This is a genomic window from Pseudomonas sp. 2(2015) (assembly GCF_000955865.1).
Classification (GTDB): Bacteria; Pseudomonadota; Gammaproteobacteria; order Pseudomonadales; family Pseudomonadaceae; genus Aquipseudomonas.
Map to the genome: position 1 here is coordinate 94,483 of NZ_JYOF01000021.1, position 24,251 is coordinate 118,733.

29 protein-coding genes and 1 tRNA gene are annotated in these 24,251 nt (G+C 62.1%); 10 read left to right on the top strand and 20 right to left on the bottom strand.

Features of this window, described 5'->3' with window-relative positions:
* Positions 1-210 precede the first annotated feature (210 nt).
* Entirely contained in the window at positions 211-1,467 is a 1,257-nt protein-coding gene (gene icd / locus UB48_RS23835; RefSeq protein WP_045201398.1) for an NADP-dependent isocitrate dehydrogenase, read from the top strand.
* A gap of 63 nt (positions 1,468-1,530) precedes the next feature.
* On the opposite strand, the gene cspD is transcribed toward icd, so the two are convergent.
* Positions 1,531-1,785, bottom strand: a complete 255-nt coding sequence (cspD, locus tag UB48_RS23840) for a cold shock domain-containing protein CspD (protein ID WP_045201399.1) — start codon at positions 1,783-1,785, stop codon at positions 1,531-1,533.
* A 225-nt stretch (positions 1,786-2,010) separates the two neighbouring features.
* Between cspD and clpS the strand changes: the two genes are divergently transcribed.
* Together clpS and clpA are read left to right on the top strand one after the other, a co-directional pair.
* Positions 2,011-2,373, top strand: coding sequence for an ATP-dependent Clp protease adapter ClpS (gene clpS / locus UB48_RS23845; protein ID WP_009400967.1), 363 nt, complete (start codon positions 2,011-2,013; stop codon positions 2,371-2,373).
* 30 nt (positions 2,374-2,403) lie between these two features.
* Positions 2,404-4,674, top strand: a complete 2,271-nt coding sequence (gene clpA / locus UB48_RS23850) for an ATP-dependent Clp protease ATP-binding subunit ClpA (RefSeq protein ID WP_045201400.1) — start codon at positions 2,404-2,406, stop codon at positions 4,672-4,674.
* Between the two features lie 155 nt (positions 4,675-4,829).
* On the opposite strand, the gene infA is transcribed toward clpA, so the two are convergent.
* From infA to aat, 3 genes are all read right to left on the bottom strand, one after another.
* Positions 4,830-5,048, bottom strand: a complete 219-nt coding sequence (infA, locus tag UB48_RS23855; protein ID WP_002553999.1) for a translation initiation factor IF-1 — start codon at positions 5,046-5,048, stop codon at positions 4,830-4,832.
* A 104-nt stretch (positions 5,049-5,152) separates the two neighbouring features.
* Positions 5,153-5,860, bottom strand: a complete 708-nt coding sequence (locus tag UB48_RS23860; RefSeq protein ID WP_045201401.1) for an arginyltransferase — start codon at positions 5,858-5,860, stop codon at positions 5,153-5,155.
* 57 nt (positions 5,861-5,917) lie between these two features.
* Complete coding sequence (aat, locus tag UB48_RS23865; RefSeq protein WP_045201402.1) at positions 5,918-6,598, bottom strand: leucyl/phenylalanyl-tRNA--protein transferase; 681 nt, start codon at positions 6,596-6,598, stop codon at positions 5,918-5,920.
* 325 nt (positions 6,599-6,923) lie between these two features.
* Between aat and ftsK the strand changes: the two genes are divergently transcribed.
* The 6 genes from ftsK (at position 6,924) to cysG (ending at position 14,424) form a co-directional block, all read left to right on the top strand.
* The gene (gene ftsK, locus UB48_RS23870; protein ID WP_045201403.1) at positions 6,924-9,335 is read left to right on the top strand and encodes a DNA translocase FtsK; all 2,412 of its coding nucleotides are present in this window, start codon (positions 6,924-6,926) and stop codon (positions 9,333-9,335) included.
* Between the two features lie 63 nt (positions 9,336-9,398).
* Positions 9,399-10,022 carry an outer membrane lipoprotein chaperone LolA gene (lolA, locus tag UB48_RS23875; protein WP_045201404.1) on the top strand — a complete coding sequence of 208 codons (624 nt, stop codon included), beginning with the start codon at positions 9,399-9,401 and terminating at the stop codon, positions 10,020-10,022.
* 18 nt (positions 10,023-10,040) lie between these two features.
* Positions 10,041-11,366: a replication-associated recombination protein A gene (locus UB48_RS23880; protein WP_045201405.1), complete on the top strand. Its 1,326-nt coding sequence runs from the start codon at positions 10,041-10,043 to the stop codon at positions 11,364-11,366.
* Positions 11,363-11,737, top strand: a complete 375-nt coding sequence (gene crcB, locus UB48_RS23885) for a fluoride efflux transporter CrcB (protein ID WP_045201406.1) — start codon at positions 11,363-11,365, stop codon at positions 11,735-11,737. The genes UB48_RS23880 and crcB overlap by 4 nt, the downstream gene beginning before the upstream one ends.
* A gap of 17 nt (positions 11,738-11,754) precedes the next feature.
* Positions 11,755-13,035, top strand: a complete 1,281-nt coding sequence (serS, locus tag UB48_RS23890) for a serine--tRNA ligase (protein WP_045201407.1) — start codon at positions 11,755-11,757, stop codon at positions 13,033-13,035.
* Positions 13,036-14,424 carry a siroheme synthase CysG gene (cysG, locus tag UB48_RS23895; protein WP_045201408.1) on the top strand — a complete coding sequence of 463 codons (1,389 nt, stop codon included), beginning with the start codon at positions 13,036-13,038 and terminating at the stop codon, positions 14,422-14,424.
* Between the two features lie 69 nt (positions 14,425-14,493).
* Here cysG and UB48_RS23900 read toward each other — a convergent pair whose 3' ends face one another.
* From UB48_RS23900 to UB48_RS23935, 8 genes are all read right to left on the bottom strand, one after another.
* Positions 14,494-15,462, bottom strand: a complete 969-nt coding sequence (locus UB48_RS23900) for a glutathione S-transferase family protein (protein WP_045201409.1) — start codon at positions 15,460-15,462, stop codon at positions 14,494-14,496.
* Between the two features lie 101 nt (positions 15,463-15,563).
* Positions 15,564-16,538: a glycosyl transferase family protein gene (locus UB48_RS23905; protein ID WP_177329187.1), complete on the bottom strand. Its 975-nt coding sequence runs from the start codon at positions 16,536-16,538 to the stop codon at positions 15,564-15,566.
* A 14-nt stretch (positions 16,539-16,552) separates the two neighbouring features.
* On the bottom strand, positions 16,553-16,888 hold the full coding sequence (locus UB48_RS23910; RefSeq protein WP_045201411.1) for a TusE/DsrC/DsvC family sulfur relay protein: 336 nt from the start codon (positions 16,886-16,888) through the stop codon (positions 16,553-16,555).
* Positions 16,885-17,184 (bottom strand): sulfurtransferase complex subunit TusB, encoded by a 300-nt coding sequence (gene tusB / locus UB48_RS23915; RefSeq protein ID WP_045201412.1) that lies wholly within the window; start codon positions 17,182-17,184, stop codon positions 16,885-16,887. Before tusB ends, UB48_RS23910 begins: the two co-directional genes overlap by 4 nt.
* Positions 17,184-17,543, bottom strand: coding sequence for a sulfurtransferase complex subunit TusC (tusC, locus tag UB48_RS23920; protein WP_045201413.1), 360 nt, complete (start codon positions 17,541-17,543; stop codon positions 17,184-17,186). Before tusC ends, tusB begins: the two co-directional genes overlap by 1 nt.
* A gap of 1 nt (position 17,544) precedes the next feature.
* Entirely contained in the window at positions 17,545-17,937 is a 393-nt protein-coding gene (gene tusD, locus UB48_RS23925) for a sulfurtransferase complex subunit TusD (protein WP_045201414.1), read from the bottom strand.
* Positions 17,938-18,030: 93 nt separating this feature from the next.
* Positions 18,031-19,410: a nucleobase:cation symporter-2 family protein gene (locus tag UB48_RS23930; protein ID WP_045201415.1), complete on the bottom strand. Its 1,380-nt coding sequence runs from the start codon at positions 19,408-19,410 to the stop codon at positions 18,031-18,033.
* Positions 19,411-19,580: 170 nt separating this feature from the next.
* Entirely contained in the window at positions 19,581-20,252 is a 672-nt protein-coding gene (locus tag UB48_RS23935; protein ID WP_045201416.1) for a Bax inhibitor-1/YccA family protein, read from the bottom strand.
* A gap of 121 nt (positions 20,253-20,373) precedes the next feature.
* Here UB48_RS23935 and UB48_RS23940 point away from each other — a divergent pair.
* Positions 20,374-20,461, top strand: a tRNA-Ser gene (locus UB48_RS23940).
* 121 nt (positions 20,462-20,582) lie between these two features.
* Here UB48_RS23940 and UB48_RS23945 read toward each other — a convergent pair.
* The 8 genes from UB48_RS23945 to UB48_RS27125 form a co-directional block, all read right to left on the bottom strand.
* The gene (locus UB48_RS23945) at positions 20,583-21,632 is read right to left on the bottom strand and encodes a tyrosine-type recombinase/integrase (RefSeq protein ID WP_045201417.1); all 1,050 of its coding nucleotides are present in this window, start codon (positions 21,630-21,632) and stop codon (positions 20,583-20,585) included.
* Position 21,633: 1 nt separating this feature from the next.
* Complete coding sequence (locus UB48_RS23950) at positions 21,634-21,876, bottom strand: DUF4224 domain-containing protein (RefSeq protein ID WP_045201418.1); 243 nt, start codon at positions 21,874-21,876, stop codon at positions 21,634-21,636.
* Positions 21,877-21,919: 43 nt separating this feature from the next.
* On the bottom strand, positions 21,920-22,393 hold the full coding sequence (locus UB48_RS23955) for a hypothetical protein (protein WP_045201419.1): 474 nt from the start codon (positions 22,391-22,393) through the stop codon (positions 21,920-21,922).
* 52 nt (positions 22,394-22,445) lie between these two features.
* Positions 22,446-22,679 (bottom strand): hypothetical protein, encoded by a 234-nt coding sequence (locus UB48_RS23960; protein WP_045201420.1) that lies wholly within the window; start codon positions 22,677-22,679, stop codon positions 22,446-22,448.
* A gap of 61 nt (positions 22,680-22,740) precedes the next feature.
* On the bottom strand, positions 22,741-22,989 hold the full coding sequence (locus UB48_RS23965; RefSeq protein WP_045201421.1) for a hypothetical protein: 249 nt from the start codon (positions 22,987-22,989) through the stop codon (positions 22,741-22,743).
* Positions 22,986-23,192, bottom strand: a complete 207-nt coding sequence (locus UB48_RS23970) for a hypothetical protein (RefSeq protein WP_045201422.1) — start codon at positions 23,190-23,192, stop codon at positions 22,986-22,988. The genes UB48_RS23965 and UB48_RS23970 overlap by 4 nt, the downstream gene beginning before the upstream one ends.
* Positions 23,189-23,518 (bottom strand): hypothetical protein, encoded by a 330-nt coding sequence (locus UB48_RS23975; protein WP_045201423.1) that lies wholly within the window; start codon positions 23,516-23,518, stop codon positions 23,189-23,191. Before UB48_RS23975 ends, UB48_RS23970 begins: the two co-directional genes overlap by 4 nt.
* 94 nt (positions 23,519-23,612) lie before the next feature.
* Entirely contained in the window at positions 23,613-24,059 is a 447-nt protein-coding gene (locus UB48_RS27125; RefSeq protein ID WP_052676563.1) for a hypothetical protein, read from the bottom strand.
* Between the last annotated feature and the right edge of the window lie 192 nt (positions 24,060-24,251).

Sequence of the window (24,251 nt, forward strand, 5' to 3'; positions counted from 1 at the left end):
CCCAGTGACCCTTTGGTCACCGGGCGAGTATACCAAAGCCTTGGTCGTATTGATCAAGATCAACCCGTCGCAGGGGCTTTTTTAGACCAAAGATGTAGGCGTTGCTGCCCCATTGCAGGGCATTTGCGCACGAGGTTCCCGTTGCCGTTCAACTGGGGTACGCTCAGGGGATCCAGATGACGAACCACACCAAAAAAAACGGAGTGCAGCATGGGATACCAGAAAATCAAGGTTCCGGCAGTCGGCGACAAAATCACCGTCAATGCGGACCATTCTCTCAATGTTCCTGATAATCCGATCATCCCGTTCATCGAAGGCGACGGCATTGGCGTAGATGTAAGCCCCGTCATGATCAAAGTGGTTGATGCTGCTGTAGAGAAAGCCTATGGGGGCAAGCGCAAGATTTCCTGGATGGAAGTCTACGCCGGTGAGAAAGCCACCCAGGTATACGACCAGGACACCTGGCTGCCCCAGGAAACCCTCGATGCGGTCAAGGACTACGTCGTCTCCATCAAGGGCCCGCTGACCACCCCGGTCGGTGGCGGTATCCGCTCCCTCAACGTGGCCCTGCGCCAGCAACTTGACCTGTATGTCTGCCTGCGCCCGGTGGTGTGGTTCCAGGGCGTGCCCAGCCCGGTGAAAAAGCCGGGTGACGTCGACATGGTGATCTTTCGCGAAAACTCCGAAGACATCTATGCCGGTATCGAATGGAAGGCCGGTTCGCCCGAGGCGACCAAGGTCATCAAGTTCCTCAAAGAAGAAATGGGCGTCACCAAGATCCGTTTCGACCAGGATTGCGGCATCGGCATCAAGCCGGTCTCTAAAGAAGGCACCCAGCGCCTGGTGCGCAAGGCCCTGCAATACGTGGTGGACAACGACCGCAAGTCGCTGACCATTGTGCACAAGGGCAACATCATGAAGTTCACCGAAGGTGCCTTCAAGGACTGGGGCTACGAAGTGGCCAAGAACGAATTCGGCGCCGAGCTGCTCGATGGCGGCCCGTGGATGAAGTTCAAAAACCCGAAAACCGGCCGTGAAGTCATCGTCAAGGACGCCATCGCCGACGCCATGCTCCAGCAGATCCTGCTGCGCCCGGCCGAATACGACGTGATCGCCACCCTCAACCTCAACGGTGACTACCTGTCCGACGCGCTGGCGGCGGAAGTCGGCGGCATCGGTATCGCTCCGGGTGCCAACCTGTCCGACACCGTGGCAATGTTCGAGGCTACCCACGGCACTGCGCCGAAATACGCCGGCAAGGACCAGGTCAACCCTGGTTCGGTGATTCTCTCGGCCGAGATGATGCTGCGCCACCTGGGCTGGACCGAGGCGGCCGACCTGATCATCAAGGGTACCAACGGCGCCATCGCCGCCAAGACCGTGACCTACGACTTCGAGCGCCTGATGGACGGCGCGACCCTGGTCAGCAGCTCCGGTTTCGGTGAGGCCTTGATCAAGCACATGTAAGCGGCACGAGAAAACCGGCCAGTCCTTGCGGGCTGGCCGGTTTTCTTTTGTCTGATCGCCGGCTCAGGCTTCAGTCGTTTGCGGGCTGGGGGTGGGGGAGGCAGTGGTTGGTGCGGTCGCACTCTCGATTTTGACCGCATGCAAGCCTTTGGGGCCCTGGATGATCTCGAAGCTGACGGATTGTCCGGCTTTCAGGGTTTTATAACCTTCCATCTGGATAGCCGAGTAGTGCGCGAACAGATCCTCTGTTTTCCCGTCTTCATTGATGAAGCCATAGCCCTTGGCGTTGTTGAACCACTTGACTTTACCGCTTGCCATCCTCATATCCCTCTGCAAAGGACTCCATCACTGGAGTATCATCCACTCCATCCGCATATGAACCTGCGAAAATTCTGGTTGACTGCGCGGATCTTTATCGACCACGGTGGGTTCTTATTGGTTGTAACACCGTTTTGCCGATAGTCAAGGTGAGGTGACGGCTGTCCCGCGTCGCCTGTGCGGTCAACCCATAAACCAACCTGTCGAAATGATGAAATTCTTTCCATGCATGCACATAGCCAGATTCGACTAACATTCAATCAGGATCGCCCGCAATCGCATGAGGACGATGGTTCTGGCCTGGCGGTACAGGAGGCCAAACCGGCCCTGCAGGCGCCACCCATGTACAAGGTGGTTTTGTTTAACGATGACTACACACCGATGGATTTCGTCGTCGAAGTGCTCGAGGTGTTTTTTAACCTGAATCGCGAGCTGGCGACCAAGGTCATGCTGGCCGTCCACACAGAAGGACGGGCAGTGTGCGGATTGTTTACCCGTGACATCGCCGAGACCAAGGCCATGCAGGTCAACCAATACGCAAGGGAAAGCCAGCATCCGCTACTCTGTGAAATCGAGAAGGACGGTTAATCGCCGGCCACTTGGGTATGAGGTGAAGCTATGTTAAACCGCGAGCTCGAAGTCACCCTCAATCTGGCCTTCAAGGAGGCACGCTCGAAACGTCATGAGTTCATGACCGTCGAGCACCTGCTGCTGGCACTATTGGATAATGAGGCCGCCGCGACCGTTCTGCGCGCCTGCGGCGCAAACCTCGACAAACTCAAACACGACCTGCAGGAGTTCATCGACTCCACCACGCCGTTGATCCCCGTGCACGACGAGGACCGTGAGACCCAGCCAACCCTGGGCTTCCAGCGTGTATTGCAGCGCGCAGTCTTCCATGTCCAGAGCTCGGGCAAGCGTGAAGTCACCGGTGCCAACGTGCTGGTGGCGATTTTCAGCGAACAGGAAAGCCAGGCCGTGTTCCTGCTTAAACAGCAGAGCGTGGCCCGTATCGACGTGGTCAACTACATCGCCCACGGCATCTCCAAGGTGCCGGGCCATGGTGAACACTCCGAGGGCGAACAAGAAATGCAGGACGAGGACGGCGGCGAAACTTCATCGTCGGGCAATCCCCTGGATGCCTATGCCAGCAACCTCAACGAACAGGCCCGCCAAGGGCGCATCGACCCGCTGGTCGGCCGTGAGCTCGAAGTCGAGCGCGTCGCGCAGATCCTCGCCCGTCGGCGCAAGAACAACCCGCTGCTGGTTGGCGAGGCCGGTGTCGGTAAAACCGCCATCGCCGAAGGCCTGGCCAAGCGCATCGTCGATGGCCAGGTGCCGGACCTGCTGGCACAAAGCGTGGTCTACTCCCTGGACCTGGGCGCGTTGCTGGCCGGGACCAAGTACCGTGGCGACTTCGAGAAGCGCTTCAAGGCGCTGCTCAATGAGCTGCGCAAACGCCCGCAGGCGATCCTGTTCATCGACGAGATCCACACCATCATCGGTGCCGGTGCGGCCTCCGGTGGGGTGATGGACGCCTCCAACCTGCTCAAGCCGCTGCTGTCTTCGGGTGATATCCGTTGCATCGGCTCGACCACCTTCCAGGAATTTCGCGGCATCTTCGAAAAAGACCGGGCCCTGGCGCGGCGCTTCCAGAAGGTTGATGTGAGCGAGCCATCGGTGGAAGACACCGTGGGCATCCTGCGTGGGCTCAAGGGGCGGTTCGAGAGCCACCACAACATCGAGTACAGCGATGAGGCCCTGCGCGCCGCTGCCGAGCTTGCAGCGCGCTACATCAACGACCGGCACATGCCCGACAAGGCCATCGATGTGATCGACGAGGCTGGCGCCTACCAGCGCCTGCAGCCGGTGGAGATGCGCGTCAAGCGTATCGACGTGCCGCAAGTCGAAGATATCGTCGCCAAGATTGCGCGGATTCCGCCAAAACACGTCACCAGTTCCGACAAGGAGCTGCTGCGTAACCTGGAGCGCGACCTCAAGCTGACCGTGTTTGGCCAGGATGCGGCGATCGATTCGCTGGCCACCGCCATCAAGCTGTCACGCGCCGGTCTCAAGGCGCCAGACAAGCCGGTCGGTTCGTTCCTGTTTGCCGGCCCTACCGGTGTCGGTAAAACCGAAGCGGCGCGCCAGTTGGCCAAGGCCCTGGGTGTCGAGCTGGTACGCTTTGACATGTCCGAGTACATGGAGCGTCATACCGTCTCGCGTCTGATCGGTGCGCCTCCGGGCTACGTCGGTTTCGACCAGGGCGGCCTGCTCACCGAAGCCATCACCAAGCAGCCGCACTGCGTGCTGCTGCTCGATGAGATCGAGAAGGCCCACCCGGAAGTCTTCAACCTGCTGCTGCAGGTGATGGACCACGGTACCCTGACCGACAACAACGGGCGCAAGGCGGACTTCCGTAACGTCATCGTCATCATGACCACCAACGCCGGTGCTGAAACTGCTGCGCGAGCCTCGATCGGCTTCACTCATCAAGATCACTCATCCGACGCCATGGAAGTGATCAAGAAGAGCTTCACGCCGGAGTTCCGCAACCGCCTGGACACCATCATCCAGTTTGGCCGCCTCAGCCATGAGACGATCAAGAGCGTGGTGGACAAGTTCCTCATCGAGCTGCAGGCGCAACTGGAAGACAAGCGCGTGTTGCTCGAGGTGAGCGATGCGGCGCGCGGCTGGCTGGCGGCCGGTGGCTACGATGCGCAGATGGGCGCGCGGCCAATGGCGCGGCTGATCCAGGACAAGATCAAACGGCCGCTGGCCGAAGAGATCCTGTTTGGCGAACTGGCCGAGCATGGCGGTGTGGTGCACATCGACATCCGCGATGGCGAACTGGTGTTCGACTTCGAGACCACGGCTGAGATGGCGTAAGGCAGGCTGGGGCTGCTATGCAGCCCATCGCTGGCAAGCCAGCTCCCACACAATCCCTGTGGGAGCTGCGGTGCGGCGACCCGACTTGCCAGCGACGCTTTTCCAGAGCCAACAAAAACGCCCGGCATTTAGCCGGGCGTTTTTGTTGGTGTCGCTTAGCGGGCGCGGTAGGTGATGCGCCCCTTGCTCAGGTCGTAAGGCGTCAGTTCGACGCGGACCTTGTCACCGGTCAGAATACGAATGTAGTTCTTGCGCATCTTTCCGGAGATGTGCGCGGTAACGACGTGCCCATTTTCCAACTCCACACGGAACATGGTGTTGGGCAGGGTGTCGACGACAGTGCCTTCCATTTCGAAGCTGTCTTCTTTCGACATGCAGTAAAGCCCTCGGTGTCCAGTTAATGGCCCGGTGCACAGCTGCGCCAGGCAAAAAAAGTGGCGTGCATTGTGCCCGAAAAATGGCCTTCAAGCCAATGATTTCAGTTCAGCGTCACCCAGCGTTGATTGATCAGCAGCTCGATGGGGCGGTACTGGGTCTTGTAGTTCATCTTTTTGCAGTTTTTGATCCAGTAACCGAGGTAGACCGCGTCCAGGCCCAGGCGCAGGGCTTCGGTGATCTGCCAGAGGATGGCAAAGCGCCCCAGGCTGCGCCGCTCTTCGTCCGGCTCGTAGAAGGTGTATACCGCCGACAGGCCGTTGGGCAGCAGGTCGGTGACCGCCACGGCCAGCAGGCGGCCGTCCAGGCGAAACTCGTAAAAGCGTGAAAACGGCAGATCGCGGACCAGAAAGGTGGAAAACTGGTCGCGGCTTGGCGGGTACATGTCGCCATCGGCGTGGCGCTGCTCGATGTAGCGCCGGTACAGCTCGAAGTATTCCTCCTTGAACGCCGGACGGGCGGGCGTCACGGTGATGTCGGCGTTGCGCTTGAGGATGCGTTTTTGCTGGCGGTTGGGCAAAAAGCGCGCAGCCGGTATCCGCGCCGGCACGCAGGCGTTGCAGTTCTGGCAATGCGGGCGATACAGGTGATCGCCGCTGCGCCGGAAGCCCATTTCCGACAGGTCTGCGTAGACGTTAACATCCATCGGCTGGCTCGGGTCGAGGAACAGCGTGGTGGCTTGCTCGTCTGGCAGGTAGCTGCAGGAATGGGGTTGAGTGGCATAAAACTTCAACCGCGCCAGCTCTGTCATGATCAACCCCTCGGGAGGTGCTTTTGTTTTAAGTGTAAGCCAGCTGGAAAAACTCGCCTAGCAAACCCAGCTGGCGCTGTTGGGCTGGTCGAGATAGCGCTGCAGGTAGTCGGCAAACGTGGCCCGGGCGATGGCGCGGGCGCCGAGGCTGTGCAGGTGGTCGGTAGGCATCTGACAGTCGATCAGGACGAATCCTGCCTGTTGCAGGTGCTCGACCAGCGCCACGAAGCCGACTTTGGAGGCGTTGTCGGCGCGGCTGAACATCGATTCGCCGAAAAACAGCCGGCCCATGGCCAGGCCGTACAGGCCGCCCACCAGCTCGCCATTGCGGCGTACCTCGACCGAATGGGCAAAGCCCTGCCGGTGCAACTGCAGGTAGGCCGCCTGCATGCTGTCGGTGATCCAGGTGCCGTCGGCGTAGGCGCGCGGTGCGGCGCAGGCGTCGATTACCGCGGCAAAGTCCTGGTCGAAGCTGACCTGGTAGTGGCCCTGGCGGATGAACTTGCGCAGCGAGCGCGACACGTGCAATTCGTCGGGGAACAGCACGGTACGCGGGTCGGGCGACCACCAGAGGATCGGCTGGCCGTCCTGGTACCAGGGGAAGCAACCATGGCGATAGGCCTGCACCAGGCGCTCGGCGCTGAGGTCGCCGCCGGCTGCGAGCAGGCCGTTAGGGTCGCGCAGGGCTTTGTCCAGCGGTGGGAAGGTCAGGGTGTCGCGGCTCAGCCAGGTCAGCATCGTGGTCCAATGATGGAGGAGGGGAGGGCGCCCAGCATGGCCTGAAAAAGCCTCGCGGGACAAGTCTGCTCCTGCAGCGGTGGTGCCGTCTGGCAACTTGCTTGGACGTTTGTTGTCACACTTGCACAAAAACACCGCATAAGCCTTTGTCACAAAAGAAAATGCGTGCTCAAATTGCTGTATAGGAAATTGGCCCCCGTTTACGCGTGTTCTGGCGTGCCGCCATGGCGGTAGGCGGGCAGTAATGTTAAAAGTAGTGGTTTGTTGACTGTTCTGTTGGGTCAATCACTGTTGGACGCGCAATGAGCGCAGGAATAGACGCGTTTTGAAGAAATCCACCGCAACACCCAGTCCCTTGCCCGTGCCGCTCTGGCGCCAGCAGCTGCACTATCGGCTCAAGGAAGGTGCGCTGATCGCCGTGGGCGCGCTGTGCCTGTACCTGTGGATGGCCTTGCTGACCTACGACCAGGCCGACCCGGGCTTCAGCCACACCAGCAACGTCGAGCAGGTGCAGAACGCCGCCGGCCGTGCCGGTGCCTACTTCGCCGACATCCTGTTCATGGTCCTGGGCTATTTCGCCTACATCTTCCCCTTGCTGCTGGCGATCAAGACCTGGCAGATCTTCCGCGAACGCCACCAGCCGTGGCAGTGGAGCGGCTGGCTGTTTTCCTGGCGCTTGATCGGCCTGGTGTTCCTGGTGCTTTCGGGTGCGGCGCTGGCGCATATCCATTTCCATTCCGCCGCCAGCCTGCCGGCATCGGCCGGTGGTGCGCTGGGCGAAAGCCTTGGCGACCTGGCCAAGAACGCCCTGAACGTGCAGGGCAGCACGCTGATGTTCATCGCCCTGTTCCTGTTCGGCCTGACCGTGTTCACCGACCTGTCGTGGTTCAAGGTCATGGACATCACCGGCAAGATCACCCTCGACCTGTTCGAGCTGTTCCAGGGCGCCGCCAACCGCTGGTGGGAAGCGCGCAACGAGCGCAAGCGCCTGGTGGCGCAGCTGCGTGAGGTCGACGACCAGGTTCATGATGTGGTCGCCCCGGTAGCCCCTGACCGCCGCGAGCAGGCCAAGGCCAAGGAGCGCATCATCGAGCGCGACCAGGCCCTGAGCAAGCATGTTGCCGAGCGCGTGCAGCAACCGGCGCCGGTGATCATGCCGGCCCCGGCCAAGGCGCCGGAGCCGAGCAAGCGCGTGCAGAAAGAAAAACAGGCGCCGCTGTTCGTCGACAGCGCCATCGAAGGCACCTTGCCGCCGATCTCGATCCTCGATCCTGCCGAGAAGAAGCAGGTCAATTACTCGCCAGAGTCCCTGGCCGGGGTTGGCCACCTGCTGGAAATCAAGCTCAAGGAATTCGGCGTCGAAGTCTCGGTAGACTCGATCCACCCAGGCCCGGTGATTACCCGGTACGAAATCCAGCCGGCCGCTGGCGTCAAGGTCAGCCGCATCGCCAACCTGGCCAAGGACCTGGCCCGTTCCCTGGCCGTGACCAGCGTGCGCGTGGTTGAAGTGATCCCTGGCAAGACCACCGTCGGTATCGAGATTCCCAACGAAGACCGGCAGATCGTGCGCTTCTCCGAGGTGCTGTCGTCGCCGCAATACGACGAAGCCAAGTCGCCGGTGACCATGGCCCTGGGCCACGACATCGGCGGCAAGCCGGTGATCACCGACCTTGCCAAGATGCCGCACCTGCTGGTGGCCGGTACCACCGGTTCCGGTAAGTCGGTGGGCGTCAACGCCATGATCCTGTCGATCCTGTTCAAGTCGGGCCCGGAAGACGCCAAGCTGATCATGATCGACCCGAAAATGCTCGAGCTGTCGATCTACGAAGGCATTCCGCACCTGCTCTGCCCGGTGGTCACCGACATGAAGGACGCCGCCAACGCCCTGCGCTGGAGCGTCGCCGAGATGGAACGGCGCTACAAGCTGATGGCGGCCATGGGCGTGCGTAACCTGGCCGGCTTCAACCGCAAGGTCAAGGATGCCGAAGAGGCCGGCGAGCCGATCTACGACCCGATGTTCAAGCGCGAAAGCATGGACGACGTGCCGCCGCTGCTGAAAACCCTGCCGACCATCGTTGTAGTGGTCGACGAGTTTGCCGACATGATGATGATCGTCGGCAAGAAGGTTGAAGAGCTGATCGCGCGTATCGCCCAGAAGGCCCGTGCCGCCGGTATCCACCTGATTCTCGCCACCCAGCGGCCATCGGTGGACGTGATTACCGGCCTGATCAAGGCCAACATCCCGACGCGGATGGCCTTCCAGGTATCGAGCAAGATCGACTCGCGGACCATCATCGACCAGGGCGGCGCCGAGCAGTTGCTGGGCCACGGTGACATGCTCTACATGCCGCCGGGCACCAGCCTGCCGATTCGTGTGCATGGCGCCTTCGTCTCCGATGACGAGGTGCATCGCGTGGTCGAGGCCTGGAAGCTGCGAGGCGCCCCGGACTACAACGACGACATCCTCAGCGGCGTCGAAGAGGCCGGCAGCGGCTTCGACGGCGGCAGTGGCGGTGGTGACGGCGACGATGCCGAAACCGACGCGCTGTACGATGAAGCCGTGCAGTTCGTGCTGGAAAGCCGCCGGGCCTCCATCTCCGCCGTACAGCGCAAGCTGAAGATCGGCTACAACCGCGCCGCGCGGATGATCGAGGCGATGGAAATGGCCGGGGTGGTCACCGCCATGAACACCAACGGTTCGCGCGAAGTGATTGCCCCCGGGCCGTCCCGCGACTGATGATCCAACCTGCTGGCGGCCAGTGACGGCCGTCGGCCCCTTCATACTGCAACGAGGATTTCCATGCGCCTGATTCGCATGCTGTTGGTTTCCGCTATGGCCCTGTCCAGCGCTTCGGCAATTGCCGCCGAGGCCGATGCGGCGCGCCTGACCCAGTTGCTGGACAAGTCCAAAACCATTAGCGCCAATTTCTCCCAGCTGACCCTCGATGGCACCGGCACCCAGCTGCAGGAAACCACCGGGCAGATGGCCGTGCAGCGCCCGGGCCTGTTCTACTGGCACACCGACGCGCCACAGGAGCAGGTGGTAGTCTCGGACGGCAAGAACGTCACATTGTGGGACCCTGACCTGGAACAGGCTACCATCAAGAAACTTGACCAGCGTTTGACCGAAACCCCGGCACTGCTGCTGTCCGGTGACGTCTCGAAGATCAGCCAGAGCTTCGACATCACCTCCAAGGAGCAGGGCGAGGTCATGGATTTCGTACTCAAGCCGAAAACCAAGGACACCCTGTTCGACTCGCTGCGCCTGTCGTTCCGTCGTGGCCTGGTCAATGACATGCAACTGATCGACAGCGTCGGCCAGCGCACCAACATCCTGTTCACCGGGGTGAAGGCCAACGAGCAGATCCCGGCCAGCAAGTTCAAGTTCGACGTGCCCAAGGGCGCTGATGTGATCAAAGAGTAAGAGGTCAAGCCGCCGTTCATGGACCTGTTTCGTAGCGACCCCGTAGCCCAGCCCCTGGCCGCGCGCCTGCGCCCGGCCAACCTGGACGAGTACGTTGGCCAGGAGCACCTGCTGGCCCGCGGCAAGCCGCTGCGCGAGGCACTGGAAGCGGGCGCGCTGCACTCGATGATCTTCTGGGGCCCGCCCGGGGTCGGCAAGACTACCCTGGCGCGGCTGCTGGCGCAGTTCTGCGACGCCCACTTCGAGACCGTTTCGGCGGTGTTGGCCGGGGTCAAGGAAATCCGCCACGCGGTGGACATCGCCAAGCAGCAGGCGGGGCAGTACGGGCGCCGGACGATTCTGTTCGTCGATGAAGTGCACCGCTTCAACAAGTCCCAGCAAGATGCCTTTCTGCCCTATGTGGAAGACGGCACGCTGATCTTCATCGGCGCCACCACCGAGAACCCCTCGTTCGAGCTCAACAACGCGCTGCTGTCGCGGGCGCGGGTGTATGTGCTGAAAAGCCTCGATGAAGCGGCGCTGCGCAAGCTGGTCAACCGCGCCCTGACTGAAGAGCGCGGCCTGGGCAAGCGCCAGTTGCGGGTCGGCGACGAAGCCTTCCAGATGCTCATGGCCGCCGCCGATGGCGATGGCCGGCGCATGCTCAACTTTCTTGAAAACGCCTCGGACCTGGCCGAAGACGGCGGCGAAATCGGCGTCGAGCTGCTGCAGAGCCTGCTCGGCGACAGCCGCCGGCGTTTCGACAAGGGCGGCGAAGCCTTCTATGACCAGATCTCGGCGCTGCACAAATCAGTGCGCGGCTCCAACCCCGACGGCGCCCTGTACTGGTTCGCGCGCATGCTCGATGGCGGCTGCGACCCGCTGTACATCGCCCGCCGCGTGGTGCGCATGGCCAGCGAAGACATCGGCAACGCCGACCCCCGCGCCCTGAGCCTGTGCCTGGCGGCCTGGGACGTTCAGGAGCGCCTGGGCAGCCCCGAAGGCGAGCTGGCGGTGGCCCAGGCCATTACCTACCTTGCCTGCGCACCGAAGAGCAACGCGGTGTACATGGGCTTCAAGACCGCCCTGCGCGAAGCCGGCGAGCACGGCTCGCTGGAAGTGCCGCTGCACCTGCGCAACGCGCCCACAAAACTGATGAAGCAACTGGGCTATGGCGATGAATACCGCTACGCCCACGACGAGCCGGATGCCTACGCTGCCGGTGAGGACTACTTCCCCGACAACCTCGCGCCGCGCCACTATTACCAACCGGTGCCGCGTGGCCTGGAACTGAAGATCGGCGAGAAGCTCAGGCACCTGGCCGAACTCGACCGCAACAGCCCGCGGCAGCGGAGAAAACCATGATTGCGCTGATCGCCGCGGTCAGCGCCGGCGGCATCGCCGGTACCTTGCTGCGCTTTGCCACGGCCAATTGGGTCAACGCACACTGGCCACGCCACTTCTATCTCGGTACGCTGGCGGTCAATCTGCTCGGCTGCCTGCTGATCGGCTTGCTCTACGGGCTGTTTTTGCATCGCCCGCTGGTGCCGGTCGAGCTGCGCGCGGGCCTGATCGTCGGCTTTCTCGGCGGTCTGACAACCTTTTCATCCTTTTCACTGGACACCGTGCGCCTGCTCGAAAGCGGGCAGGCGCCGCTGGCCTTCGGGTATGCCGGAGCCAGCGTATTGGGCGGGCTGCTCGCAACCTGGGCTGGCCTGTCTTTGACCAAATTCTGAACCAACGAGAGAACGATATGCTCGATTCCAAACTGTTACGCGGCCAACTTCAGGAAGTGGCGGACCGCCTGGCCTCCCGTGGCTTCAGCCTGGATGTCGCGCGCATCGAGGCCCTGGAAGAACGCCGCAAGGTGGTGCAGACCCGTACCGAACAACTGCAGGCCGAGCGTAACGCCCGTTCCAAATCCATCGGCCAGGCCAAGGCCAAGGGCGAAGACATCGCCCCGCTGATGGCGGACGTCGAGCGCATGGCGGGTGAACTTGCCAGCGGCAAGGTCGAGCTGGACGGCATCCAGGCCGAACTGGATGGCATCCTGCTGGGCATTCCCAACCTGCCGGACGACAGCGTGCCGGTCGGCGCCGATGAAGACCACAACGTCGAAGTGCGTCGTTGGGGCACCCCGCGCGCCTTCGACTTCGAGATCAAGGACCACGTGGCGCTCGGCGAACTGACCGGCGGCCTGGACTTCGAAACCGCAGCCAAGCTGTCGGGCGCCCGTTTCGCCCTGCTGCGCGGCCCGATCGCACGCCTGCACCGCGCCCTGGCGCAGTTCATGATCAACCTGCACACCAGCGAGCACGGCTACGAAGAAGCCTACACCCCTTACCTGGTCCAGGCCCCGGCGCTGCAAGGCACCGGCCAGTTGCCCAAGTTCGAGGAAGACCTGTTCAAGATCAGCCGCGACGGCGAAGCCGACTTCTACCTGATCCCGACTGCCGAAGTGTCGCTGACCAACATCGTGGCCGGCGAGATCCTCGACGCCAAGCAACTGCCGATCAAGTTCGTCGCCCACACCCCGTGCTTCCGTAGTGAAGCCGGTGCCTCGGGCCGCGACACCCGCGGCATGATCCGTCAGCACCAGTTCGACAAGGTCGAGATGGTGCAGATCGTCGAGCCGGGCAAATCCATGGAAGCCCTCGAGGGCCTGACCGCCAACGCCGAACGCGTGCTGCAGGCCCTGGAGCTGCCGTACCGGGTACTGGCGCTGTGCACTGGCGACATGGGCTTCAGCGCGGTGAAAACCTACGACCTGGAAGTCTGGGTGCCGAGCCAGGACAAGTACCGCGAAATCTCCTCGTGCTCCAACTGTGGCGACTTCCAGGCCCGGCGCATGCAGGCGCGCTGGCGCAACCCGGAAACCGGCAAGCCGGAACTGGTGCACACCCTCAACGGTTCGGGCCTGGCAGTTGGCCGGACCCTGGTGGCGGTGCTGGAGAACTACCAGCAGGCCGACGGTTCGATCCGCGTGCCAGAAGTGCTCAAGCCGTACATGGGTGGCCTGGAGGTCATCGGTTAAATGGAATTCCTGCCGCTGTTCCACAAACTGCGCGGCAGCCGTGTGCTGATCGTCGGCGGAGGCGAGATTGCCCTGCGCAAATCGCGTCTGCTGGCCGACGCCGGGGCTGTGCTGCGGGTCGTGGCGCCCGAGATCGAAGCGCAACTGGCCGAGCTTGCCCGGCACAGCGGTGGTGAAGTCCTCAGCCGTGGTTACCAGCCTGGCGACCTCGACGGTTGCCAGCTGATCATTGCCGCCACCGACGACCAGGCGCTCAACGCCCAGGTCTCGGCCGATGCCCAGCAGCGCTGCGTACCGGTCAACGTGGTCGATGCACCGGCGCTGTGTTCGGTGATCTTCCCGGCTATTGTCGACCGTTCGCCATTGGTAGTGGCGGTGTCCAGCGGCGGCGATGCGCCGGTGTTGGCGCGGCTGATCCGGGCCAAGCTGGAAACCTGGATTCCCGCCGCCTATGGCGAACTGGCCGGCCTCGGCGCGCGCTTTCGGCACAAGGTCAAGGCGCTGTACCCGGACGTCAATCAGCGTCGCGGTTTCTGGGAAGATGTCTTCCAGGGCCCGATCGCCGAGCGGCAACTGGCCGGGCAGGGCGCTGAAGCCGAGCGCCTGCTGCAAGCCAAGATCGACGGTGCCACTTACCAGGCGCCGGGCGAGGTGTACCTGGTCGGCGCTGGCCCCGGTGACCCGGACCTGCTGACCTTCCGCGCCTTGCGCCTGATGCAGCAAGCCGACGTGGTGCTCTACGATCGCCTGGTCGCGCCGGCGATCATCGAGCTGTGCCGCCGTGATGCCGAGCGTATCTACGTCGGCAAGCGCCGCGCCGACCACGCCGTGCCGCAAGCGCAGATCAACCAGCAACTGGTCGACCTGGCGCGTCAGGGCAAGCGGGTGCTGCGTCTGAAGGGCGGCGATCCGTTCATCTTCGGCCGTGGCGGCGAAGAGATCGAGGAGCTGGCGGCCCAGGGCATTCCGTTCCAGGTGGTGCCGGGGATTACCGCGGCCAGCGGCTGCTCGGCCTATGCCGGCATCCCGCTGACCCACCGCGACTATGCGCAGTCGGTGCGTTTCGTCACCGGTCACCTCAAGGACGGTACCAGCGACCTGCCCTGGCACGACCTGGTGGCACCGGCGCAGACCTTAGTGTTCTACATGGGCCTGGTGGGCCTGCCGACCATCTGTGCCGAGTTGATTCGTCACGGGCGTGCGGCCGATACCCCGGCGGCCCTGGTGCAGCAGGGCACCACGCCGAACCAGCGGGTGTTCACCGGCACCCTGGCCGACTTGCCCAAGCTTGTGGCCGAGCATGAAGTGCATGCACCGACCCTGGTGATCGTCGGCGAAGTCGTACAGCTGCGCGAGAAACTGGCCTGGTTCGAAGGCGCCCAGCCTTGAAATCATCGCGGGTCAAGCCCGCTCCCACAAAACCTGTGGGAGCGGGCTTGACCCGCGATGAATCCACCCCTATTCCCCAGCCTTGCGCCAAATCCCTCGCCCCACCAGCCGCTCCCGGTCATGCCCCAGCTCAAAATCCTGCAACGGCCCCTTGGGCACAATCCCGTTCGGATTGATGGTCTTGTGGCTCATGTAGTAATGCTTCTGGATATGCTCGAAATTCACCGTCTCGGCGATCCCCGGCCACTGGTACAGCTCCCGTAGCCAGTTCGACAGGTTCGGGTAATCGGCAATGCGCCGCAGGTTGCACTTGAAGTGTCCGTGGTACACCGCGTCAAAGCGAATCAGCGTGGTGAACAGCCGCCAGTCGGCCTCGGTCAGGTATTCCCCGGCCAGGTAACGCTGACTGCCGAGCAGCCGCTCCAGATGATCCAGCTCGGCAAACACCTCGTCAAAGGCCTGCTCGTAGGCCGCCTGCGACGTGGCAAAGCCCGCCCGGTACACGCCGTTGTTGACCGCTGGGTAGATCCGTTCGTTGAGTGCGTCGATTTGCTCGCGCAAGGGTTCGGGATACAGGTCCAGGCGATTGCCGGTCAGTTCGTCGAAGGCCGAGTTGAAGATGCGAATGATCTCTGCCGATTCGTTGTTGACGATGCGCTGCTCGTGTTTGTCCCACAGCACCGGCACCGTGACCCGGCCGCTGTAGTGTGGGTCGTCGCGGGTGTAGCGCTGGTGCAGGAAGTCCAGGTGCTCAAGCTTGTCACCGGTCGAGCCCTTGTTCTGGTCGAAGGTCCAGCCATGCTCGGCCATCAGCCAACTGACCACCGACACATCGATCAGGCTCTCAAGGCCCTTGAGCTTGCGAAAGATCAGGGTGCGGTGGGCCCAGGGGCAAGCCAGCGACACGTACAGGTGATAACGGCCGGCTTCGGCGCCGGGCAGGGCGTTGCGCCGCTGCGCGCTTTCGCGCTGGAAGGCGCCGTCTTTGCTGCTTTCATACCACTGGTCGTGCCAGCGTCCGTCGATCAACAGGCCCATGCTGAGCTCCTTGGCGATTCGTTCTGATATAGAACCCAGTGTACGGAGCTGGGTTCGAACGAATAGCGCAAAGTCCGGGCCTGTTTGATCGGCTCAGTCGATCAGTTGCGCTGATCCCAATAGCGTTGGGCCTGGGCGAAGGCTTCCTCGCGGCTCTGACCGAGGCCGCGCAAGGCCAGGGCCATGGTTGCGACCACGGCCAGTTCGCCGTAGCTGTTCTGCTCATCACCGCGCCACACGGCGAGCAACTGCTCGGGCTCCAGGCTCGCCGGTTTGACATGACGCTGGGCGGCCAAGGCCGGCCATTCCTCATCCCAGTCGATGCCATTGGCGGTGCCATACAGGTGGCTGCTGGTGTCCGGGTTGATCTCGATCTCACCGCCATCGCCCTTGACCACGATTGCCGTATCGCCGAGCAGGCGGCTGGCTTCGCGGTGCACCGCCTGGTAGCCGGGGTGGAAGATGCTCTGCAGGCCGCAGCGGGCGTTCAACGGGTTGAGCACCCGGGCCAGGGAGTGAATCGGCGAACGCAGGCCCAGGGTGTTGCGCAGGTCAATCATCCGTTGCAGGCGCGGGGCCCAGTCTTGCAGCGGGATGAACGCCAGCGTGTGGCTTTCCAGCGCTTCAGACACTGCATTCCAGTCCCGGCACAGCGGAATCTGCAGCAGCGCCAGCACTTGCTCGGTGTACAGCCGCCCGGCGGTGTGCGCGCCGCCGCCGTGCAGGAGGATGCGCACGCCATTGGCCGCCAGGCACTTGGCAGCCAGCAGGTACCAGGGCAGGTGGCGTTTTTTGCCGGCGTAACTTGGCCAGTCGAGATCAACCTCAATCGGCGGTGCCTGCAAACGCTGGCGCAGGGCCTCGGTGAAGCCGGCCAGCTCCTCAGGGCTCTCTTCCTTGTGGCGCAGCAGCATCAGAAAGGCGCCGAGCTGGGTTTCCTCGACCTTGCCATCGAGCAGCATGCCCATGGCTTCGCGGGCTTCCTCGCGGCTCAGGCCACGGGCGCCGCGCTTACCCTTGCCAAGAATGCGCACGAACTGGGCAAACGGGTGTTCGGCCGGGGTTTCGGTGATCAACGGGCTGTGTTCGGTCATATGCAATTGGTCGGCTTCGGCAGGCCCGCAAGTTTCGCGGCGAGTTTGGCGGGGGTGCCCTTGAACAGGCGGTTCAGGTGCAGGCTGTTGCCTTTGTCCGCGCCCAGCTTGAGCGCGGTGTACTTGATCAGCGGGCGGGTGGCCGGCGACAGCTCGAACTCCCGGTAGAAGTCGCGTAACAGCTTCAGCACTTCCCAATGTTCGGCGGTCAGCTCCAGGTCTTCATGGGCGGCGAGGGCGCTGGCGACCTCCTCGGACCAATCACCCAGCTCGAGCAGGTAGCCGTCTTTATCCAGGGCGATGCTGCGCTCGCCGACAGTCAGGGTACTCATAGCCAGCTGTTGACCTTGTCATAGTGCAGCGACAGTTCGACGAAGGCCGGGTAGTCGATGGCCTTGGCCAGCTCGCTGACGGCGATGGCACGGGCTTGCAGGTCTTCGTCCAGGGCGAACAGGCGCCCGTCCAGCTGGCTCGCCTGCAGGCTGCGCAGCGGCGCGCTGCCGGGTTGCAGGGCATACACCGCATCACCGCACAGCAACAGGCCGTCGGCGCTGCCGAGCAGGCGCAGGCAGCTGCTCAGGCGGTTATCGCCAAACGGCGAGTGGCAAATCACGTGCAAGGTGCTCATCAGAGGGTCACCACCTGGTCGAAACGGTCGATCAACGCCGCAAGCGCGGCGTCATCCAGCACCTGCACTGGCAGGCTCAGGGCATCGGCAGCAAGGCCGCGCTCTTGCAGGCAGCTAGCGGCGGCAAACAGTTCCTCGACGCCAAACATCGGCAGGGCCTGCAGGTTGGCCGCCAGGTTCTTCTGCTGCAACTGGGCCGGTTGCTGGCCGGGGGCGAGCTGGAACACGCCATCATCGAGAAACAGCATGCCCAGCGGCAAATCGAAGGCACCGCCGGCCAGGGCGATATCCAGCGCCTCACGGGCGGACGGCCCGGCCCAGGGCGCTTGGCGGCTGATAATCAGCAAGGACTTGGCCATTTCAATCGCCTCCAAAACACATCAGCCGATCGGCGCCTTGCGCCGCTTCATGCAACTGGCCCAGCCCCGACAACTCCCACGGCGCCGGTAGGTTGACCGCCGGGCGCTGGTAGCGCTGGGCTTCCTCGGCGTTGAGCACGCCACGGCGCAGGGCGGCGGCGATACACACCACGGCATCGAGCTGCTGGGCGCTGACGAACGCGCGCCATTCGGCGGCAAGGTCCAGTTCATCCTGGGGCGCCACGACATTGCCCGAGGCGCTGTGCACACCGTCCTGATAGAAAAACAACCGGACAATCTCATGCCCGCCAGCAACCGCCGCCTGGGCAAAACGCAGGGCGCGGCGCGAGGAGGGCGCATGGGCCGGAGAAAAAACCGCAATGGCGAACTTCATGGAAGGCTCTTTCAGCAAATCTGCGGGAATGATAAAGCAAAAAGCCCGCTCCTGTTGGAGCGGGCTTGACCCACGATGGGGGCAACCTCAACTTCAGGCCTTGTCTTTATGCTCCGGCAAGAACCAGTTCAGCACCAGGGCACAAATCCCCCCGGTGGCTACCCCCGACTCCAGCACATTACGCAGCGCCGACGGCATGTGCGCGAGGAACTCCGGCACCTGCGCCACGCCCAGGCCCAGCGCCAGCGACACGGCAATGATCAGCAGCGCGCGACGATCCAGGCTGATGCTGGCAAGGATATTGATTCCCGAAGCCGCCACCGCGCCGAACATCACCATCGCCGCACCCCCGAGCACCGGCTCCGGCACCGCCTGGATCACCCCGGCCACGCTCGGGAACAGGCCAAGAATCACCAGCATCGCCGCAATCCACACGCCAATATGGCGGCTGGCAATGCCGGTCAGCTGAATCACGCCATTATTCTGGGCAAAGATCGAGCTCGGGAAGGTATTGAACACCCCGGCCAGCAGCGAGTTGGCGCCGTTGACCAGCACCCCGCCCTTGATCCGCTGCATCCACAGCGGGCCTTCCACCGGCTGGCGCGAGACTTTGCTGGTCGCGGTCACATCACCAATGGCTTCCAGCGATGTAACCAGGTAAATCACCAGCATCGGAATAAACAGCGCCCAAGAGAAGCCCAGACCGAAATGCAGGGGTACCGGCACCTGGAACAGCGCGGCTTCGTGCATGCCGGTGAAATTCAGGCGGCCCAGGTAGCCGGCCAGGGCATAGCCCACGGCCAGGGCGATAACGATGGCGCAGCTGCGCATCCACACCACCGGAATACGGTTGAGAATGACGATGATCGCCAGCACCACACCCGACAGCAGCAGGTTCTCGCCATTGGCAAAGGTACCGTTGCTCATCGCCGCAAAGCCGCCACCCATGCTGATCAGGCCGACCTTGATCAGGGTCAGGCCGATCATCAGCACGACGATCCCGGTCACCAGCGGAGTGATCAGGCGTTTGACGAACGGCAGGATGCGCGAAATGCCCATCTCCACGAACGAACCGGCGATCACCACACCAAAAATCGCCGCCATCACACCTTCAACCGGCGTGCCTTGCTTGACCATCAACGCGCCACCGGCGATCAACGGCCCGACAAAGTTGAAACTGGTGCCCTGCACAATCAACAGCCCGGCGCCGAACGGCCCGAAGCGGCGGCACTGCACGAAGGTAGCGATCCCCGAGATCACCAGCGACATCGACACAATCAGGTTGGTATCACGGGCCGAAACCCCCAGCGCCTGGCAGATCAGCAGGCCAGGGGTGACGATCGGCACAATGATCGCCAGCAGATGCTGCAATGCCGCCAGCATCGCAATCAGCGGCCGCGGCCGGTCTTCAAGGCCGAGGACCAGTTCATTGGCCTGCGCGGGTGCGCCGGGTCCTTGCTCGATTGAACTCATGGGAGTGCTGCCCCGGAAGAAAAAAGGAGCGCATTCTACGGGGCCGCACTCGTTTACGGTAGTGCGGGAGCTGGCTTTGCCGGCGATGCAAGGCAAAGCCTTGGCAAACCCCGGCCACAAAAAAGCCCGCCGAAGCGGGCTTTCTCTTAAAACATCACACCAACAACCAATCAGTCATCGCGACCCATCAGGCCGAACAGCTGCAGCAGGCTGACGAACAGGTTGTAGATCGATACATACAGGCTGATGGTCGCCATGATGTAGTTACGCTCGCCACCGTGGATGATCGCGCTGGTCTGGAACAGGATGCATACCGACGAGAACAGCACGAAACCGGCGCTGATCGCCAGTTGCAGGCCGCTGATCTGGAAGAAGAAGCTGGCAACCACGGCGCCCAGCAGCACGAAGAAGCCTGCAGTGATGAAGCCGCTGAGGAAGCTCATGTCCTTGCGGGAGATCAGCACATAGGCCGACAGACCACCGAACACCAGGGCGGTCATGGCAAATGCCGAGCTGACCACCTCGGCGCCACCGGCCATACCCAGGTAACGGTTGAGGATAGGGCCGAGCAAAAAGCCCATGAAACCGGTGAGGGCGAAGGTAGACACCAGGCCCCAGACCGAATCACGCAGCTTGTTGGTGAGGAAGAACAGGCCATAGAAGCCGATCAGCACCACGAAAATGTTCGGGTAGCCGACGCGCATCTGCTGCGCCACATAGGCCATGACGCCACTGAAGGCGAGGGTGATAGCCAGCAACCCGTATGTGTTACGCAGGACGCGGCTGACCTCCTGCTGCTCGACCTGCTGGCCGTGATTGACGGCGTAATCCTGTTCGCGCATGGCGACACTCCTGTGGGTTTGAAACGTTCAGATGCAAAGATCATAACAGAGCCGCGCAAAGCAGCCACATAGAGAGTTTGACAGCTTGTTTCATTTCGGTATTATGGCGCCCGCAATACGAGGAAGCGTGGCCGAGTGGTTTAAGGCAACGGTCTTGAAAACCGTCGATGGGCAACTATCCTAGAGTTCGAATCTCTACGCTTCCGCCACTTCTAAAGCCCTGATTATTCAGGGCTTTTTGCGTTTCTGGAGGGTGGAAAATCGGGCCTTGGGAACACGCTTGGGAACAACTTAAGACGATAAGTTTTTGGACGCGTCCTAAAACTATTGCTATTTGGTCGGCTTGGCGACCGCTCCGACCCGCCGGTAAACACGCTCAGTAATGTCCCCCTTGGTATGGCCAAGCAACAGGCTTGCGTCCTCGATGTCTTTGATTTCGGATGCGGCTTTAGGGCGGATGTCTCTGAACTGGAATTGGCTGATGCGCCCGGCCAGCAAGGTGTCACCCGCTTCCTCGGCGGCCTTAACTGCTTTCACTCTCGCGTCGTCCCACCTGTGCCTCAGCATTGCGGCGGTCACCCGTTTGCCTGTGTCGGTCAGGATCAAATAAGGCGAGCTGTGCCGCTCATTCTGAGCCAGGATGCTGCTGATCAGGGCCCCTAAACCTGTTTCCACTCCGTCAATCTCAAGCAGAATCCTCAGTTTTTTGTGTGTCTTCTGCTGCTTGACGCCCAGGGCAACGCCCTCGATATCATCCCTCCTCATCACCAGCACGTCCGCAGGACGCTGGCCTGTCAAATACGCCAGATCCATGGCGACCTTCATCTCGCCCACAGCCTTCTCGTAGACCGCGTTCCAGATTGCATCATTCGCGTAGAAGTCTCGCGGGGCCTCTTTATTCTTGCGCACACCCTGGCAGGGATTCTCCCGAGTTGTGAGCCCCCATTCCCTCGCCAGGTTAAACACGTGCGACAAGGTGGCCAGCTCGCGGTTGGCTCGAACTTTGGCGGTCCTGGCATCGCGGTATTGAGCAACGAGGGCGGGGGTGATCGCATCGATCGGCGCATCATCGAAGAAGGGGCGAAGCTGTCGCAGTTCGGCCAGATTGTCCTTTTGAGTTCTCTCAGCCTTCTTCGGGATAACGTCCCGCTCATACCGGTCGAAGATGGCCTTCATGATGCGTAGGTCGTGAGGCTTGTCCTTTGATTCCAGCTCCGCCCATTTCAGGCGGGCGAGATTGATATCACTGCCTAGCGTGATTTCTTTGCCCGATTTGTCCAGGTAGTAGTAGCTGACCCAGACCTTGCCGCTTTTGCGCTTGCGAGTGCGTTGGTACATATGCGGTGGAAGGTGACGGTTCTCTGTCTTGCGCGGGCGCATATCACCTCACTTTCGAAATATCAGGCGTCCATGCCGGTGCTGGCAGAGGCGGGGGCGTTAAGGGCACTACTTGAAGGGGCATGCCCAGTTTCATTCGGGCGTACTGCCGGCCAACCAGTGGTCGACCGCCGCGGCTTTCGACGAAGTGCCATTGGTGCTCTTCAAGCCAGCGGCGCTGGTAGCCCCTGGCCTTGTAGCCGGTCAGCTCGGCCAGTTCTTTCTCCGAGAGAATTTCGGTTTCCATGGGATAGGCTCCACGCCGCGCATGGCGGCAGAGGTGGGAAGGGTTAGGTTCGGTGCTTGATGATCAGATCGCCGGCCTTCGTCAGCGCGTGGCCAGCTGCAGCAGCGGACACTTCGCCGCCGGTTAGCGCCTTGCTCAAACAGTCGGTCAACTGCGCTAAGGCCAGGAGCAGCTCTTCCTGCAGTTCCCCCTCGGCCCGACCGATATCCCAGAAGCGCTGCCCCCAGTGGTCGGTCGGTGGCGGGTTGGTATTCTGCTTGCCGATAGCCAAGGCGCCGAAGATCGAGTCGCACAGGTCCTGCTTGTAGGCGTTGTCGCCGTCGATGCTGAGACCGCTGCGGCGCAGGGTGCTGATCACCTCATCAAGGACAAGGCCTTGATCCTTCAGGACGATGTCCTTGCCGGGTTCGCCAGGCGTGTAGATGACCAGGGCGAGCTTGGCCTCGGGCCACAGGTTGTTGCTGATCTGCACAAGGGCGTCGTTGGCGGCTTCGTGAAAACGGGTTGTTGCGGACATAGCTCATCCTCGCCCGCCTACTGGCAGGCTTGAGTTGTTGTAGGGGGAGGGGTTACTGAATCTTGCCGGTGAGGCGTTCGCGCCAGGTCAGGCGCCGGGGAAGGTGCTCGCGGTCATCAACCTCGACAACCACGTAGGCGGTGCGGTCGAAGGCAGCGTCACGCCGTGCAGCCAGCAAGCATGCTTCGTCGTCAGCAGCCTGCGGGGTGCCGGCGACCAATTCGTGTACGTCGAAGCCTTTGCTCTCTACGTGCCAGCCGTGGATCACAGCGATGTACCGGCTCATGGCCTCGGCCCCTTCCAGATCATCCAGGCCATGTAGAGCGGGGCGGCGATGGGGAGGATCATCATGGCGTCACCGCCTTCAGTGTTGCGCGCTCGATGCTCGGAAGCCCCTGAGCCGTTACTTCGAGGACCGCTCGTGCCGCATCGGTGCCGATCTGGGCGCACATAGTCCCAGCCACTGCGGCGATGAAGCCGGCGAAGGCTTGCCCCTTCTCGCGATAGCCGCTGTGACCGTCCAGCGCTGTGGCCTGATCAAAAGTCGGGGCCAGCATCAGCCAGAGGTCTTTTCCGTATTCCAGTGCTTTCGTCACAGCTCATACCTCTCTTCATTCCAGCGCACTGGCGCCTTTGCAGGGGTAGGGGTGTCTTGTTCGTGCGGGGAGAGCTGGCGCTCGTTGCCGGCCTGCAGCTGGCAGACCTTGGTCTCGCGACCGACGAACATGCCGACGCAGAAGACCTGCACCAAAGTTAAGGTGCCGATCAGGACGCCCATGACGACCAGGTGGCGCTTCATGGCTTCACCTCACGGCGCGCCCACCAACACACAGGACCGTCCTCCGTGTCGTGAATAGCCAGGCAGAACCAGCCATCGCCTTCGGGCTTGCTAGGCACCCAGTAGCCGCAATGCGGTTCGCCAGCCTCGAAGTAGCGCTCAGCGATCTCTTCCGGTGCGTCAGTCTCCAGGTAGACCGTCATGAGCTGAAGACCCTGCTGCGCGATCCAGGCCTTGTACTTCTCGCCGTCGCCCTCTTCGAAGTCGGGCAAGTTGGGATGCTGGAACATTCCGTATTCATCGCGCACGACCGGCGCCGGCTGGATCAGCTTCACTTCTTCAGGCATGACTTCGTCCTTGCCGCCATATCGCGGCTGTTCAATAGAGGGGAGAGGGGTTAAAGCGGGGTGGAGTACAAATGTGCTCTTGTCAGGATTTGCGCTACCGGACTGCGTTCGGCTGGAGAGCGAGACCCTTGACCGCCTCGCTGTAGATGAACTTGATCTGATCCCATGGAATGGTGTGGCGCTGCGCGTACTCACCTTCTCCATCGCAGACTTCGCAGCCCTCTAATGGCTCTTCGAGCTCCTGGCATTCAGGACATTCGCGCGTGACCTGCAATTTGAACTCGCCAAGCAACAGGGCCTTGGCGCCGTTTTCGGCTGTGAGCTGTCTGGGCATGAGGCAGTATCCCTCCGGTACCGCCGGCTCGCCCTGGTGCTGGGCGGCTGGCTGGGTGAGAAGAGCGCGAAGCTGAAACAACGCCTCATGCCTGTAGATGCTGATCCTTTCCTTCTCCAGGTACTTGTTGTCGGTGGCTCGCTGCAGCAGCTCACGCGGCACGCTGACCATCTGTTCGGTGTTGCTGGATCGGTTTTCTGTGGGCATGGGGATACCTCGCTCTGCTCCAGCTAAAGTTCAGTGACGGCTGGAGGAGATGCTTATGGAGTGGGTTGGGCTGGCGTTGTTGTTTGGCGGAATCTGGTATGAGTTCATACGAGTCGGAAGACACGTGAACGAGCTGAGAGGTCAGTGTGAACACCTGAAAAGCGAGGTGAAGGAGCTGAAAGCTAGGATTGC

Excerpts from the sequence above, each read along its gene's own strand:
- icd (WP_045201398.1), top strand. The coding sequence starts at position 211 with ATGGGATACCAGAAAATCAAGGTTCCGGCAGTCGGCGACAAAATCACC.
- cspD (WP_045201399.1), bottom strand. The coding sequence starts at position 1,785 with ATGGCAAGCGGTAAAGTCAAGTGGTTCAACAACGCCAAGGGCTATGGC.
- clpS (WP_009400967.1), top strand. The coding sequence starts at position 2,011 with ATGCATGCACATAGCCAGATTCGACTAACATTCAATCAGGATCGCCCG.
- clpA (WP_045201400.1), top strand. The coding sequence starts at position 2,404 with ATGTTAAACCGCGAGCTCGAAGTCACCCTCAATCTGGCCTTCAAGGAG.
- infA (WP_002553999.1), bottom strand. The coding sequence starts at position 5,048 with ATGTCGAAAGAAGACAGCTTCGAAATGGAAGGCACTGTCGTCGACACC.
- UB48_RS23860 (WP_045201401.1), bottom strand. The coding sequence starts at position 5,860 with ATGACAGAGCTGGCGCGGTTGAAGTTTTATGCCACTCAACCCCATTCC.
- aat (WP_045201402.1), bottom strand. The coding sequence starts at position 6,598 with ATGCTGACCTGGCTGAGCCGCGACACCCTGACCTTCCCACCGCTGGAC.
- lolA (WP_045201404.1), top strand. The coding sequence starts at position 9,399 with ATGCGCCTGATTCGCATGCTGTTGGTTTCCGCTATGGCCCTGTCCAGC.
- UB48_RS23880 (WP_045201405.1), top strand. The coding sequence starts at position 10,041 with ATGGACCTGTTTCGTAGCGACCCCGTAGCCCAGCCCCTGGCCGCGCGC.
- crcB (WP_045201406.1), top strand. The coding sequence starts at position 11,363 with ATGATTGCGCTGATCGCCGCGGTCAGCGCCGGCGGCATCGCCGGTACC.
- serS (WP_045201407.1), top strand. The coding sequence starts at position 11,755 with ATGCTCGATTCCAAACTGTTACGCGGCCAACTTCAGGAAGTGGCGGAC.
- cysG (WP_045201408.1), top strand. The coding sequence starts at position 13,036 with ATGGAATTCCTGCCGCTGTTCCACAAACTGCGCGGCAGCCGTGTGCTG.
- UB48_RS23900 (WP_045201409.1), bottom strand. The coding sequence starts at position 15,462 with ATGGGCCTGTTGATCGACGGACGCTGGCACGACCAGTGGTATGAAAGC.
- UB48_RS23910 (WP_045201411.1), bottom strand. The coding sequence starts at position 16,888 with ATGAGTACCCTGACTGTCGGCGAGCGCAGCATCGCCCTGGATAAAGAC.
- tusB (WP_045201412.1), bottom strand. The coding sequence starts at position 17,184 with ATGAGCACCTTGCACGTGATTTGCCACTCGCCGTTTGGCGATAACCGC.
- tusC (WP_045201413.1), bottom strand. The coding sequence starts at position 17,543 with ATGGCCAAGTCCTTGCTGATTATCAGCCGCCAAGCGCCCTGGGCCGGG.
- tusD (WP_045201414.1), bottom strand. The coding sequence starts at position 17,937 with ATGAAGTTCGCCATTGCGGTTTTTTCTCCGGCCCATGCGCCCTCCTCG.
- UB48_RS23930 (WP_045201415.1), bottom strand. The coding sequence starts at position 19,410 with ATGAGTTCAATCGAGCAAGGACCCGGCGCACCCGCGCAGGCCAATGAA.
- UB48_RS23935 (WP_045201416.1), bottom strand. The coding sequence starts at position 20,252 with ATGCGCGAACAGGATTACGCCGTCAATCACGGCCAGCAGGTCGAGCAG.
- UB48_RS23945 (WP_045201417.1), bottom strand. The coding sequence starts at position 21,632 with ATGCGCCCGCGCAAGACAGAGAACCGTCACCTTCCACCGCATATGTAC.
- UB48_RS23950 (WP_045201418.1), bottom strand. The coding sequence starts at position 21,876 with ATGGAAACCGAAATTCTCTCGGAGAAAGAACTGGCCGAGCTGACCGGC.
- UB48_RS23955 (WP_045201419.1), bottom strand. The coding sequence starts at position 22,393 with ATGTCCGCAACAACCCGTTTTCACGAAGCCGCCAACGACGCCCTTGTG.
- UB48_RS23960 (WP_045201420.1), bottom strand. The coding sequence starts at position 22,679 with ATGAGCCGGTACATCGCTGTGATCCACGGCTGGCACGTAGAGAGCAAA.
- UB48_RS23970 (WP_045201422.1), bottom strand. The coding sequence starts at position 23,192 with ATGAAGCGCCACCTGGTCGTCATGGGCGTCCTGATCGGCACCTTAACT.
- UB48_RS23975 (WP_045201423.1), bottom strand. The coding sequence starts at position 23,518 with ATGCCTGAAGAAGTGAAGCTGATCCAGCCGGCGCCGGTCGTGCGCGAT.
- UB48_RS27125 (WP_052676563.1), bottom strand. The coding sequence starts at position 24,059 with ATGCCCACAGAAAACCGATCCAGCAACACCGAACAGATGGTCAGCGTG.